This window comes from Mycolicibacterium sp. XJ1819, from assembly GCF_053483675.1.
The window spans coordinates 149,935-164,009 of record NZ_JBEFST010000008.1 but is presented as its reverse complement, the minus strand read 5'-3'; the positions used below and the strand labels follow the sequence as shown (position 1 = coordinate 164,009).

The window sequence follows — 14,075 nt, the reverse complement described above, 5'->3', positions numbered from 1 at the left end:
TCGGGGGTGGTCGTGGACGGGGTCGCCCGGTGGGGTCCGATTCGGCCGAAACCCGGGCGAACATCCTGCGGGCGGCGCGGGAAGTGATCAACGAACGCGGGTATGAGGCCGCGACGTTCCAGGCCATCGCGCAGCGCGCCGGCTTCAGCCGACCGACCATGCACTACTACTTCCACACCAAAGAACAGGTCTACGACAGCCTCCAGAAGGAGGCGTATGCCTTTGTCTCCGACTGCATTGCGCAGGCCCGCCGGGAGAAGACGCTGCTGACCCAGCTCGGCACGTTCGTCGCGGTCGCGCGTCGGATGGATTTGTCGGACCGCTCGATGATGCGGTTCATCCTCGCCTCGCGGCTTGAACTGCACCGCAACCCGGGGATGCGCGGCGCCAACACACCGGCCGCCGAGGCGGTGCTGGGGTTCTACGGGTGGATGATCGACGACGCGGTCGCGCGGGGCGAACTGCCCGAGGATGTGGACGCGTCTGCCGTGGTGAACATGCTTTTCGCGGTGTTCTGGGGGGTGGGTTTCTTCGCGGGTTTCGTGCATCCGCAAGAAACCGTTGTTTCCATTGCCAAGCAACTTCACCAGATCCTCACGCGCGGATTGCTGGATTCGCCGCCGCGGGAGCAGGCGTCGCCGGTGGTGCTCGGCCCGCCCCTGCCCACCGGCACCTGCACGCGCACGGAGACAGCCGCCGACTGGCCCAGGGTGTCTCGGCTGGCTCGTCCCGACGCGGTTTCCGACGCGATATAGGGAAACACCCGATTCCTCGACCCCCCGTCGGCCAATAGCGTGCAGGTATGAACGGCATCTGGTTCGCGGCGATGGTTGCCTTGTTGATGGCGGCGGGAGTCGCCGCCCAACTGGGGTGGCAGCCGCCGCTGGTGACGCTGATCAACAGGTCGGCGCGACCGCACGCGAAGCGGTCCGAACCCGAGCCGGCGGCGGTTGCAGAACGCCGATAAGCGCGCCTGGTCACAGCCCGATCCGACCCCGACATCAGACACGCACCGCGACACGCCGAGAGCTGTCGGTGCTCGGCCATAGACTTGCCCTCCTATGAGCGGTTCGTCTTTTGTGCACCTTCACAACCACACCGAGTACTCGATGCTGGACGGCGCCGCCAAGATCACCCCGATGCTGGCCGAGGCGCAGCGGCTGGAGATGCCCGCGATCGGCATGACCGACCACGGAAACATGTTCGGCGCCAGCGAGTTCTACAACAGCGCCACCAACGCCGGGATCAAGCCGATCATCGGCGTCGAGGCCTACATCGCCCCGGCGTCCCGGTTCGACACCCGGCGCATCCAGTGGGGTGACCCGAGCCAGAAGGGCGACGACGTCTCGGGCAGCGGGTCCTACACCCACCTCACCATGGTCGCCGAGAACGCCACCGGGCTGCGCAACCTCTTCAAGCTGTCCTCGCTGGCCTCGTTCGAGGGTCAGCTCGGCAAATGGTCGCGAATGGACGCCGAGATCATCGCCGAGAACGCCGCGGGCATCATCGCCACCACCGGCTGCCCGTCGGGCGAGGTGCAGACCCGGCTGCGGCTGGGCCACGACCGGGAGGCCCTGGAGTCGGCCGCCAAGTGGCGCGAGATCTTCGGGCCGGAGAACTTCTTCCTCGAGGTGATGGACCACGGCCTAGACATCGAACGCCGGGTCCGCGACGGACTGCTCGACATCGGCCGAAAGCTCGGCATTCCGCCGCTGGCCACCAATGACTGCCATTACGTCACCCGCGACGGTGCCCACAACCACGAAGCGCTGTTGTGTGTGCAGACCGGCAAGACGCTGTCGGATCCCACCCGGTTCAAATTCGACGGAGACGGTTACTACCTGAAATCCGCCGACGAGATGCGGGCGATCTTCGACGACAGCATCCCGGGCGCCTGCGACGCCACGTTGTTGATCGCCGAGCGGGTGCAGCCCTACGCCGAGGTGTGGGAGCCACGCGACCGGATGCCGGTGTACCCGGTGCCCGACGGACACGACCAGGGGTCGTGGCTGCGCCACGAGGTCGACGCGGGCCTGGCCCGCCGGTTCCCGCAGGGAGTGCCCGACCAGTACGTCGAACGCGCGAGCTACGAGATCGACGTCATCTGCGGCAAGGGCTATCCGTCCTACTTCCTCATCGTCGCCGACCTGGTGAACTATGCGCGCTCGGTGGACATCCGGGTCGGGCCCGGCCGCGGTTCGGCGGCCGGGTCACTGGTGGCCTACGCGCTGCGGATCACCGACATCGACCCGATCGAGCACGGACTGCTCTTCGAGCGGTTCCTCAACCCCGAGCGCGCCTCGATGCCCGACATCGACATCGACTTCGATGACCGCCGCCGCGGGGAGATGGTCCGCTACGCCGCCGACAAGTGGGGCCACGACCGCGTCGCGCAGGTGATCACCTTCGGCACCATCAAAACCAAGGCGGCGCTGAAGGATTCGGCGCGCATCAACTACGGCCAGCCCGGGTTCGCGATCGCCGACCGTATCGCCAAGGCGTTGCCGCCGCCGATCATGGCCAAGGACATCCCGCTGTCGGGGATCACCGACCCGAGCCACGAACGCTACAAGGAAGCCGCCGAGGTGCGCGGTTTGATCGACACCGACCCCGACGTGCGGACGATCTACGAGACCGCGCTCGGGCTGGAGGGGTTGATCCGCAACGCCGGTGTGCACGCCTGCGCGGTGATCATGAGCAGCGAGCCGCTCACCGAGGCCATCCCGCTGTGGAAGCGGCCGCAGGACGGCGCGATCATCACCGGCTGGGACTATCCGTCGTGTGAGGCCATCGGCCTGCTGAAGATGGACTTCCTGGGCCTGCGCAACCTGACGATCATCGGCGACGCGATCGAGAACATCAGGGCGAACAGGGGAATTGACCTCGATCTCGAGTCGGTGCCGCTCGACGACACCACCACCTACGAGTTGCTGGGCCGCGGTGACACGCTGGGCGTGTTCCAGCTCGACGGTGGGCCCATGCGCGACCTGCTGCGCCGCATGCAGCCCACCCGGTTCGAGGACGTCGTCGCGGTGATCGCGCTCTACCGGCCGGGCCCGATGGGGCAGAACTCGCACAACGACTACGCCGACCGCAAGAACGGCCGGCAGGCGATCAAGCCGATCCATCCCGAGTTGGCCGAACCGCTCGAGGAGATCCTCTCGGAGACCTACGGCCTGATCGTCTATCAAGAGCAGATCATGCGCATCGCGCAGAAGGTGGCAGGTTACTCCCTGGCCCGAGCAGACATTCTGCGCAAGGCGATGGGCAAGAAGAAGCGCGAGGTGCTCGACAAGGAGTACGAGGGCTTCTCGGAAGGTATGAAGGCCAACGGGTTTTCCGCCGCCGCGATCAAGGCACTGTGGGACACGGTGCTGCCGTTCGCCGACTACGCGTTCAACAAGTCGCACGCCGCCGGTTACGGTCTGGTGTCGTACTGGACGGCGTACCTGAAGGCCAACTATCCCGCCGAGTACATGGCCGGCCTGCTCACCTCGGTCCGCGACGACAAGGACAAGGCGGCGGTCTACCTCTCCGACTGCCGCAGGCTCGGCATCACCGTGTTGCCGCCGGATGTCAACGAATCCGCGATGAACTTCGCCTCGGTCGGCGAGGACATCCGCTACGGCCTGGGCGGCGTGCGCAACGTCGGCGCCAATGTCGTCACCTCCCTGATCAACACCCGCACGGAGAAGGGCAAGTACGTCGACTTCTCCGACTACCTGAACAAGATCGACATCGCGGCCTGCAACAAGAAAGTGACGGAATCGCTGATCAAGGCCGGCGCGTTCGACTCGCTCGGCCATCCCCGCAAGGGTCTGTTCCTGGTGCACAGCGACGCCGTGGAGTCGGTGCTGGGAACCAAGAAGGCCGAGGCGATGGGTCAGTTCGACCTGTTCGGTGGCGCCGACACCGCCACCGACGCGGTGTTCTCGATCAAGGTGCCCGACGAGGAGTGGGACGACAAGCACAAACTGGCGCTGGAACGCGAGATGCTGGGACTGTACGTGTCCGGGCATCCACTCAACGGCATCGCGCATCTGCTCGCCGCCCAGGTCGACACCGCGATCCCGGCCATTCTCGACGGCGATGTCGCCAACGACACCCAGGTGCGCGTGGGCGGCATCTTGGCCTCGGTCAACCGGCGAGTCAACAAGAACGGGTTGCCTTGGGCGTCAGCGCAGTTGGAGGACCTCACCGGTGGCATCGAGGTGTTGTTCTTCCCGCAGACCTATTCCACGTTCGGCGCCGAGATCGCCGACGACGCAGTGGTGCTGATCGGGGCCAGGGTGGCGATCCGGGACGACCGGATCTCGCTGATCGCCAACGAGCTTGTGGTGCCTGACTTCTCGAACGCCCAGGTGAACCGTCCGTTGGCGGTCAGCCTGCCGACGCGGCAGTGCACGGTGGACAAGGTGACCGCGCTCAAACAGGTGCTCGCCCGCCATCCCGGCACCGCGCAGGTACACCTGCGGCTGATCAGTGGAGAGCGCATCACCACGCTCGAGTTGGACGCCTCGCTGCGCGTGACGCCCTCCTCGGCGCTGATGGGCGACCTCAAGGCACTGCTCGGCCCGGGTTGTCTGGGGGGTTAGCCGCATGGAGTCGCGGCATCTGAGCGTGTGGGTCGACGCCGCACCCGAGGTGGTCTACGCGTTCGCGGCCGATCCGCAGAGCTGGCCGCAGTGGGCGGCCGGCCTGGCCGAGGGCGGCCTGCGCCAAAGCGCCGACGGTTGGGTCGCCGACTCGCCGATGGGGCAGGTGGTCGTCGAGTTCTCCCCGACCAACGAGTTCGGCGTGCTCGATCACGTGGTGCGGCTACCCTCGGGTGAGACGGTGTACAACCCGCTGCGGGTGGTGCCCGCCGGTGTGGGTGAGGCCCGCTGCGAGGTGGTGTTCACGCTGCGTAGACGGCCAGGGATGACCGACACCGAGTTCGAGGCCGATGCGGCGGCGGTCGCCGCGGATCTGCAGACGTTGCGGCGGCTGCTGCAGCGCTGACCCCGACGCACGGCGAACACGGTTGGAATTCGCCAACTTTCGACAGTGCGGTTTCGGCCAAAAGTCCGGCCAATTTTGCGCCGTGATGGTTGTGTAGGGGTGTGAACGCGGCGACTTCGCCGGACACCGGCGCACGGCAGGGGTGGAATCTGGCGCTGGCCACCTGGGTCTCCGCCATCAACTTCTGGGCCTGGAACATGATCGGCCCGCTGTCCACCACCTACGCCGGCGACATGTCGCTGAGCAGCACCGAAGCGTCGGTTCTGGTGGCCACCCCGATCCTGGTCGGGGCGCTGGGGCGGATCGCGGTGGGGCCGCTGACCGACCGCTACGGCGGACGGGTGATGTTCATCGCGGTGACGCTGGCCTCGATCGTGCCGGTGCTGGCCGTCGGCGCCGCGGGATCGGCGGGGTCCTATCCGATGCTGCTGGTGTTCGGCTTCTTCCTGGGCATCGCGGGCACCGTGTTCGCCGTGGGCATCCCGTTCGCCAACCACTGGTATGCCGCCTCCCGCCGCGGCTTCGCCACCGGCGTGTTCGGCATGGGGATGGTCGGCACCGCTCTCTCGGCGTTCTTCACGCCCCGGTTCGTCAACTGGTTCGGGCTGTTCAGCACCCACGTCATCATCGCGATCGCGCTGGCGGTGACGGCCGCGCTGTGCGTGTTCGCCCTGCACGACTCGCCGCACTTCGTGCCCAACACCGATGCGGTGGTGCCCAAGCTGCGCGCGGCCGCGAAATTGCGTGTCACCTGGGAGATGTCGTTCCTCTACGCGGTGGTGTTCGGCGGCTTCGTGGCGTTCAGCAACTATCTGCCGACCTACATCAGGGCGATCTACGATTTCTCCGCCGTCGACGCGGGCGCCCGCACCGCCGGGTTTGCGCTGGCCGCGGTGCTGGCCAGGCCCGTCGGGGGCGCACTGGCCGACCGCTTCGCGCCCAAGCACGTGGTGGTGGTGTCCTTCGCGGGCACCGCGGTGGCGGCCTTCGTCGCGATCTTCCAGCCCCCGCCGGACGTCTGGTCGGCGGCGACGTTCATCACCCTGGCGATCTTCCTCGGCATCGGCACCGGCGGGGTGTTCGCCTGGGTGGCACGCCGCGCGCCGGCGACGTCGGTGGGCGCGGTCACCGGCATCGTCGCCGCGTTCGGCGGGCTCGGCGGCTATTTCCCGCCGCTGGTCATGGGGGCCACCTACGACCAGGTCGAAAACGATTTCAGCGTCGGGCTCTCGCTGTTGGTGGCCACCGCGCTGATCGCGCTCGGCTACACCGTTCTGCGGTTGCACGCCCGCGAACCCGACCCCAAGGAGGCGTCGCCGTGACCAGCCCCCCGCGCACCGGTGGCTCAGTCGAGGACCTGCTGCAGCGCAGCGGCCGGTTCTTCACGCCCGGCGAAAGCTCCGGGGACGGGCGCGCCGTGCACCGCCGGGGCGGCCGGGAAGGCGATGTGTTCTACCGCGACCGGTGGAGCCACGACAAGGTGGTGCGCTCCACCCACGGCGTCAACTGCACCGGGTCGTGCTCGTGGAAGGTCTACGTCAAGGACGGCATCATCACCTGGGAGACACAGGAGACCGACTACCCGTCGGTGGGCCCGGACCGCCCCGAATACGAGCCACGCGGCTGCCCGCGCGGGGCGGCGTTCTCCTGGTACACCTACTCACCGACCCGGGTGCGCTATCCGTATGCCCGCGGGGTGCTGGTCGAGATGTACCGGGAGGCCAAGGCGCGGTTGACCGATCCGGTGTTGGCCTGGGCCGACATCCAGGCCGACCCCGAGCGTCGCCGCCGCTACCAACGGGCCCGCGGGATGGGCGGGCTGGTGCGGATCACCTGGGCCGAGGCCACCGAGATGATCGCCGCGGCACACGTGCACACCATCAAGACCTACGGGCCGGACCGGGTCGCGGGGTTCTCGCCGATTCCGGCGATGTCGATGGTGTCGTTCGCGGCCGGGTCGCGGTTCGTCGAACTGCTCGGCGGGGTGATGACGTCGTTCTACGACTGGTACGCCGATCTGCCGGTGGCCTCACCGCAGGTGTTCGGCGATCAGACCGACGTGCCCGAGTCCGGGGACTGGTGGGATGCGGCGTACCTGATGATGTGGGGCTCCAACGTCCCGGTCACCCGAACCCCCGACGCGCACTGGATGGCCGAGGTGCGCTACCGCGGCACCAAGGTCGTCGCGATCAGTCCCGACTACGCCGACAACACCAAGTTCGCCGACGAATGGATGCCGTGCGCGGCGGGTACCGACGGTGCGCTGGCGATGGCGATGGGTCACGTGATCCTGTCGGAATTCTTTGTCCGCCAACGCGTGCCGTTCTTCGTCGATTATGTGCGTCAGTACACCGACCTGCCGTTTCTGGTCAAACTCGAAGAGCGCGACGGTGCGCTGGTGCCCGGAAAGATGCTCACCGCCGAGGATCTCGGCCAGCAGGTGGACAACGCCGCGTTCAAACCGGTGCTGCTGGACGGCGCCACCGATACGGTCGCGGTGCCGCACGGCTCGTTGGGTTTCCGCTACGGCGAGGACGGCGTCGGCAAGTGGAACCTCGACCTCGGTGACCTGGTGCCCGCGCTGACGGTGCGCACCGAGGACGGGCCGACCGCGGAGATCAGGCTGCCGTCCTTCGACAACCCCGAGGGCAGCGGCGAGACGTTGATCCGCGGTGTGCCCGTGCGCCGGGTCGGCGAGCACCGGGTGTGCACGGTCTTCGACCTCATGTTGGCCAACTACGGCGTCGCGAGGCCGGGGTTGCCGGGGGACTGGCCGACCGGCTACGACGACGCGACCCGGCCCTACACCCCGGCGTGGCAGGAGCAGATCACCGGAGTCTCTGCAGCGCAGGCGATCCGGATCGCCACCGAGTTCGCCCGCAACGCACAGGAGTCCGGTGGCCGCTCGATGATCATCATGGGCGCGGGCATCTGCCAGTGGTTCCACGGTGACGCGACCTACCGCGCGGTGCTGGCGATGCTGCTGCTGACCGGGTCCATGGGCCGCAACGGCGGCGGCTGGGCGCATTACGTCGGCCAGGAGAAGTGCCGGCCGGTCACCGGGTGGGCGACGATGGCGATGGCCACCGACTGGGTCAGGCCCCCGCGGCAGATGCCCGGTACCTCGTACTGGTATGTGCACACCAACCAGTGGAACTACGACCGCTACCGCGCCGACGCGCTGGCCAGTCCGACCGGGCGCGGCCGGTTCCGCGGCAAGCACACCATGGACGTGTTGGCGGCGTCGACGGCGATGGGCTGGAATCCGTTCTACCCGCAGTTCGACAGGTCCAGCCTGGACGTCGCCGACGACGCCAAGGCCGCAGGCCGGCCGATCCCGGCCTATGTGGCCGAGCAATTGGCCTCGGGCGAGCTGAAATTGGCCGTCACCGATCCGGACAACCCGCGCAACTGGCCGCGGGTGCTCAGCGTGTGGCGCTCGAACCTGCTGGGTTCGTCGAGCAAGGGCAACGAGTACTTCCTGCGTCACCTGCTGGGCACCGACTCCAACCTGCAGGCCGACCCGGCACCGGAAGACCTGCGGCCCAACGACATCACCTGGTCGGACGACGTGCCCGAGGGCAAGCTCGACCTGCTGATGTCGATCGACTTCCGGATGACCTCGACCACCCTGCTCTCGGATGTGGTGCTGCCTGCGGCCACCTGGTATGAGAAGCACGATTTGTCCAGCACCGACATGCACCCGTATGTGCACGCGTTCACCCCCGCGATCGACCCGCCGTGGGAAACCCGTTCGGACTACGAGGCATTCGGCGCGATCGCCCGCGCATTCACCGCGTTGGCCACCAAGCATCTGGGCGCCCGCACCGATGTCGTGCTCGGTGCGCTTCAGCACGATACGCCGGGGGCGATGGCCTATCCCGGTGGGGTCGAGCGGGATTGGCGGGTCACCGGCGAGGTGCCGGTGCCCGGCAAGACCATGGGGCCGCTGGCGGTGGTCGAACGCGACTACACCGCGATCGCCGACGAATGGGCCACGCTGGGACCCCTCGTCGAGGAGCTGGGCGTCACCACCAAGGGCATCACCACCCGGCCGGTGCAGGAAGCCGCCGAGCTGGCCAAGACGTTCGGGGTGATGAGCAGCGGCGCGGCCGCCGGGCGGCCGGCGATCACCACCGCAGCCCGGATGGCCGAGGTGATCCTGGCGCTGTCGGGGACCTCCAACGGCCGGCTCGCCGTGGAAGGTTTCCGCGAACTGGAGAAGCGCACCGGTCAGCGGCTGGCGCACCTGGCCGAGGGCAGTGAGGAACGCCGTATCACGTTCGCCGACACCCAGGCTCGGCCCGTCCCGGTCATCACCAGCCCGGAGTGGTCGGGCAGTGAGACCGGCGGGCGACGGTATGCCCCCTTCACCGTGAACATCGAACATCTCAAGCCCTTTCACACCCTCACCGGGCGGATGCACTTCTACCTGGACCACGACTGGCTGGAGGAACTCGGCGAACAGTTGCCGATCTACCGGCCGCCGCTGGACATGGGCCGGTTGTTCGGTGACCAGGCCGTCGGCCACCGCGACGGGGTGGGCCTGACGGTGCGCTATCTGACCCCGCACTCGAAATGGTCGATTCACTCGGAGTATCAGGACAATCTGCTGATGCTGTCGCTGTCGCGCGGCGGGCCGACGATGTGGATGAGCCCGGCCGACGCAACCAAGATCGATGTCCGCGACAACGACTGGGTCGAAGCGGTGAACCGCAACGGGGTGCTGGTGTGCCGCGCCATCGTCAGCCACCGGATGCCCGAAGGGGTGGTGTTCGTCTACCACGTCCAGGAGCGCACCATCGACGTGCCGCTGTCGGAGACCACCGGCAAGCGCGGTGGCATCCACAACTCCCTGACCCGGTTGTTGATCAAGCCCAGTCACATGGCCGGCGGTTATGCGCAGAACGCGTTTGCGTTCAACTATCTGGGCCCGACCGGCAATCAGCGTGACGAGGTCACGGTGGTGCGCAGGCGCAGCCAGGAAGTGGTGTTCTGACGATGAAGGTCATGGCGCAACTGGCGATGGTGATGAACCTCGACAAATGCATCGGCTGCCACACCTGCTCGGTGACGTGCAAGCAGGCCTGGACCAACCGGCCCGGCACCGAGTACGTCTGGTTCAACAACGTCGAAACCCGCCCAGGGCAGGGCTATCCCCGGACGTATCAGGATCAGGAACGGTGGCGAGGCGGCTGGATCCGGGACCGCAAGGGCCGGTTGCGGCTTCGTGACGGCGGGCGGTTCTCCAAGCTGTCCCGCATCTTCGCCAATCCGAAGATGCCGAGCATGTCGGATTACTACGAGCCGTGGACCTACGATTACGAGAACCTGTTGTCCGCTCCACTGGGCGACCAGATGCCGACCGCGCCGCCGCGCAGCCTGATCAGCGGTGAGCCGATGACCATCGAGTGGTCGGCGAACTGGGACGACGACCTCGGCGGTTCGCCCGAGATCGTGCCGGGCGATCCGGTGCTCGAGCGGGTCAGCGAACAGGTGAAGCTGGAACTCGAGCAGACGTTCATGTTCTATCTGCCGCGCATCTGCGAGCACTGCCTCAACCCGTCGTGTGTGGCGTCGTGCCCGTCGGGGGCGCTGTACAAGCGCGCCGAGGACGGCATCGTGCTGGTCGATCAGGACCGCTGCCGCGGTTGGCGGATGTGTGTGTCCGGATGTCCCTACAAGAAGGTGTATTTCAACCACAAGACCGGCAAGGCCGAGAAGTGCACGTTCTGTTATCCGCGGGTCGAGGTGGGGTTGCCGACGGTGTGTTCGGAGACCTGTGTCGGGCGGTTGCGCTACATCGGGTTGGTGCTCTACGACGTCGACGCGGTGACCGCCGCGGCGTCGGTGGAAGACGAGACCGACCTCTACGAGGCGCAGAAGTCCATCATTTTGGACCCGAACGATCCGCAGGTGATCGCGGGTGCGCGCGCCGAAGGCATCTCCGACGAGTGGATCGAGGCCGCGCAGCGCTCACCGATCTACGCGCTCATCCACGAGTATCAGGTGGCGCTGCCGCTGCATCCGGAATACCGGACCATGCCGATGGTCTGGTACATCCCGCCGTTGTCGCCGGTGGTCGACGCGGTGGCTCGAGACGGGCACGACGGTGAGGAACTGGGCAACCTGTTCGGCGCGCTGCAGTCGCTGCGCATCCCGATCGAATACCTGGCCGGGCTGTTCACCGCGGGCGACACCACTGTGGTCGAGGGGGTGCTGCGGCGGTTGGCCGCGATGCGGTCGTACATGCGCGACATCAACCTCGGTCGCGAGACCCAACCGCACATTCCCGAAGCCGTCGGGATGACCGAGGAGCAGGTCTACAACATGTACCGGCTGCTGGCGTTGGCGAAATACGAGGAACGGTACGTGATTCCGACCGCCTACGCCGCGACCGTACCGGGTTCGGTGGAGGAGACGGGTTGCTCGCTGGACTTCGACGGCGGTCCCGGCATGTACGAGTCCGGGCCGTTCGGCGAGGCCAGCGGCGACCCGGTGCCGGTGGCGGTCGAGACCTTCCACGCCTTGCAACACCGGCAGACCTCGGGCGGGATGGCCGCCAACGAGGCGCGACCCTCGCGGGTCAATCTGCTCAACTGGGACGGCCGTGGCACCCCGCGCGGCATGTTCCCGCGCAACGGGGACGACCAGTGAAGGTGCTCAAGCGAAAGCGCACGGCGCTGGGCGACCGGTTGGTGTGGCAGTGCGCGTCGCTGCTGCTGAGCTACCCAGCCGCCGAGCGACTCGCGACCGCCGAGGAACTGCTGCAGCATCTGGACCACGCTGCGGGCGAGCAGCTTTCGCGTACCGTCGCCGCGTTGCGGGCGATGGACCCGATGCGCGCCGCGCAGGACTACGTTGCCATTTTCGACCTGCGCAGGCGCTGCACCATGTACCTGACCTACTGGACCGCGGGCGACACCCGCAATCGGGGTGCGGCGATGTTGGCGTTCGCGCAAGCGTATCGGGACGCGGGCGTGACGCCACCGCGCGACGAGGCACCCGATCACCTGCCGGTGGTGCTGGAGTTCGCCGCGACCGTCGACACCGACCGCGGCCGCGGGTTGCTGGTCGAGCACCGGGTGCCCCTGGACGTGCTGTATCGGGCGCTGTGCGAGGTGGAGTCACCCTATGCGCACACCGTCGGGGCTGTGCTGGCGACGCTGCCCGCCGCCGCCAGCGCGGAGGTGGCTCGCGCGCAGCGACTGGCCGTCGAGGGACCGCCTGCCGAAGCCGTTGGTCTGCAACCTTTTACGCTGACCATGCCGCCACGCCGGACGGAAGGAGGGCACTGAGATGTCCGGGTTGGAGATCTACTGGGATGTGGTGCCCTACGTGGCGCTGGCGGTGGTCGCCGTCGGGACGTGGTGGCGGTACCGCTACGACAAGTTCGGCTGGACCACCCGGTCCTCGCAGCTTTACGAGTCGCGGCTGCTGCGCATCGGCAGCCCGATGTTCCACTTCGGCATCCTGGTCGTCATCGTCGGCCACGTGATCGGGCTGGTCATACCCCAATCCTGGACCGACGCGGTCGGTCTGAGCGAGCACGCGTACCACGTCCAGGCGTTGATCCTCGGCGGCATCGCGGGCGTCACGACGCTGACCGGTATCGCGCTGCTGGTGTATCGGCGCCGTACCACCGGCCCGGTGTTCATGGCCACCACCGTCAACGACAAGGTGATGTACCTGGTGCTGGTGATGGCGATCGTGGCGGGGCTGTCGTGCACGCTGATCGGCGCCACCCCGGTCGGCGCCGAGCACAACTACCGCGAAACCGTGTCACCGTGGTTCCGGTCCATCTGGATGTTGCAGCCGCGGGGAGATCTCATGGTGCAGGCGCCGGCGTGGTTCCAGATCCACGTGACGATCGCGCTGGTGCTGTTCTGCCTGTGGCCGTTCACCCGGCTGGTGCACGTGTTCAGCGCGCCCATCGGCTACCTGTTCCGGCCCTACATCGTCTACCGCAGCCGCGACGTCGCGGAACAGGGCGATCTCGTCGGTTCGCGCCCGCACCGCAGGGGTTGGTGACTTTCGTCTCTAGCCGGGCTCGGTTCGGGGCGCGATGGTGGACATATGAGCGCTCGCTTCCCGGACCGTCGCACGATCGACACGGTGTTGTCACTGGCCAGCCGGGCGCCGTCGATACACAACTCTCAGCCGTGGCGGTGGAAGGTGGGCGAGGCCAGCCTGCAGTTGTACGCCGACCCCGGCAGGCAGCTACCCAACACTGACCCGGACGGGCGCGACCTGCTGTTGAGCTGTGGCGCTTCGCTGCATCACGCAGAGGTGGCGCTGGCCGCGCTGGGCTGGCAGGCCAAGATCCACCGGCTGCCCAACCCGCTGCAACCCGAGCACCTCGCCAGCATCGAGGTGACTCGCCACCCCACCACCGACCTCGACATCACCTTGGCGGCGGCGATTCCGCGTCGCCGCACGGACCGGCGGATCTACAGCTGGTGGCCGGTGCCCGCGGCAGACATCACGCTGATGGGTGCGCGTGCGGCGCGGGCCGGGGTGATGCTGCGTCGCGTCGAGTCGCTGCCGAGACTGCAGCACATCGTGGCGGCGGCGGTACGCCGGCACGCGACCGACCACGAGTACCTGTCCGAGCTGACCGCGTGGAGCGGGAGGTACGGATCGGTGTCCGGCGTCCCGGCGCGGAACATTCCCCCGAGTGACCCGACCGCGCCGCTGCCCGGACGGGTGTTCGCCGGCGCGGCGCTGGACCAACCACCGGACTCTGAGCCCGGCGACGACAACGCGGTGGTGCTCGCCCTCGGGACCGCCAAGGACGACACGTTGGCGCGGCTGCGGGCGGGCGAGGCGACCAGCCTGGTGCTGCTCACCGCGACCGCGCTCGGGTTGTCGAGTTGTCCGGTCACCGAACCGCTGGAGATCGCCGAGACCCGCGAAGCCGTGCGCGAGGACGTGTTCGGGGTCAGCGGTTACCCGCAGATGATGATGCGGGTCGGGTGGGCGCCGGTGAATGCCGACCCGCTGCCGTCCACACCGCGCCGCCCGCTCTCGGAGGTGGTCACATACCTGGACGGAACGCCGTTCGGCTGACCGGG

10 protein-coding genes are annotated in these 14,075 nt (G+C 67.7%); all 10 read left to right on the top strand.

The annotated features are described in order from the left end of the window. Window positions 1–29: 29 nt before the first annotated feature. Complete coding sequence (locus ABQE89_RS10775; RefSeq protein ID WP_448416314.1) at window positions 30–755, top strand: TetR/AcrR family transcriptional regulator; 726 nt, start codon at window positions 30–32, stop codon at window positions 753–755. Window positions 756–802: 47 nt separating this feature from the next. Next, window positions 803–967, top strand: a complete 165-nt coding sequence (locus ABQE89_RS10770; protein ID WP_448416313.1) for a hypothetical protein — start codon at window positions 803–805, stop codon at window positions 965–967. 94 nt (window positions 968–1,061) lie between these two features. Then, the gene (dnaE, locus tag ABQE89_RS10765) at window positions 1,062–4,595 is read left to right on the top strand and encodes a DNA polymerase III subunit alpha (protein ID WP_448416312.1); all 3,534 of its coding nucleotides are present in this window, start codon (window positions 1,062–1,064) and stop codon (window positions 4,593–4,595) included. 4 nt (window positions 4,596–4,599) lie between these two features. Further along, a complete protein-coding gene (locus tag ABQE89_RS10760; RefSeq protein ID WP_448416311.1) occupies window positions 4,600–5,001 on the top strand; it encodes an SRPBCC family protein in 402 nt (133 codons plus the stop codon). Between the two features lie 101 nt (window positions 5,002–5,102). Continuing rightward, window positions 5,103–6,323, top strand: coding sequence for a nitrate/nitrite transporter (locus tag ABQE89_RS10755; RefSeq protein WP_448416310.1), 1,221 nt, complete (start codon window positions 5,103–5,105; stop codon window positions 6,321–6,323). Beyond that, on the top strand, window positions 6,320–10,000 hold the full coding sequence (locus ABQE89_RS10750) for a nitrate reductase subunit alpha (protein WP_448416309.1): 3,681 nt from the start codon (window positions 6,320–6,322) through the stop codon (window positions 9,998–10,000). The genes ABQE89_RS10755 and ABQE89_RS10750 overlap by 4 nt, the downstream gene beginning before the upstream one ends. Before the next feature lie 2 nt (window positions 10,001–10,002). Continuing rightward, window positions 10,003–11,658: a nitrate reductase subunit beta gene (narH, locus tag ABQE89_RS10745; protein WP_448416308.1), complete on the top strand. Its 1,656-nt coding sequence runs from the start codon at window positions 10,003–10,005 to the stop codon at window positions 11,656–11,658. Next, window positions 11,655–12,299, top strand: a complete 645-nt coding sequence (gene narJ / locus ABQE89_RS10740) for a nitrate reductase molybdenum cofactor assembly chaperone (RefSeq protein ID WP_448416307.1) — start codon at window positions 11,655–11,657, stop codon at window positions 12,297–12,299. The genes narH and narJ overlap by 4 nt, the downstream gene beginning before the upstream one ends. Before the next feature lies 1 nt (window position 12,300). Beyond that, window positions 12,301–13,032 carry a respiratory nitrate reductase subunit gamma gene (gene narI, locus ABQE89_RS10735; protein ID WP_448416306.1) on the top strand — a complete coding sequence of 244 codons (732 nt, stop codon included), beginning with the start codon at window positions 12,301–12,303 and terminating at the stop codon, window positions 13,030–13,032. Window positions 13,033–13,077: 45 nt separating this feature from the next. Further along, window positions 13,078–14,070, top strand: coding sequence for an Acg family FMN-binding oxidoreductase (locus tag ABQE89_RS10730; RefSeq protein WP_448416305.1), 993 nt, complete (start codon window positions 13,078–13,080; stop codon window positions 14,068–14,070). Window positions 14,071–14,075: the final 5 nt, after the last annotated feature.

Excerpts from the sequence above, each read along its gene's own strand:
- dnaE (WP_448416312.1), top strand. The coding sequence starts at position 1,062 with ATGAGCGGTTCGTCTTTTGTGCACCTTCACAACCACACCGAGTACTCG.
- ABQE89_RS10760 (WP_448416311.1), top strand. The coding sequence starts at position 4,600 with ATGGAGTCGCGGCATCTGAGCGTGTGGGTCGACGCCGCACCCGAGGTG.
- narI (WP_448416306.1), top strand. The coding sequence starts at position 12,301 with ATGTCCGGGTTGGAGATCTACTGGGATGTGGTGCCCTACGTGGCGCTG.
- ABQE89_RS10730 (WP_448416305.1), top strand. The coding sequence starts at position 13,078 with ATGAGCGCTCGCTTCCCGGACCGTCGCACGATCGACACGGTGTTGTCA.
- ABQE89_RS10770 (WP_448416313.1), top strand. The coding sequence starts at position 803 with ATGAACGGCATCTGGTTCGCGGCGATGGTTGCCTTGTTGATGGCGGCG.
- narH (WP_448416308.1), top strand. The coding sequence starts at position 10,003 with ATGAAGGTCATGGCGCAACTGGCGATGGTGATGAACCTCGACAAATGC.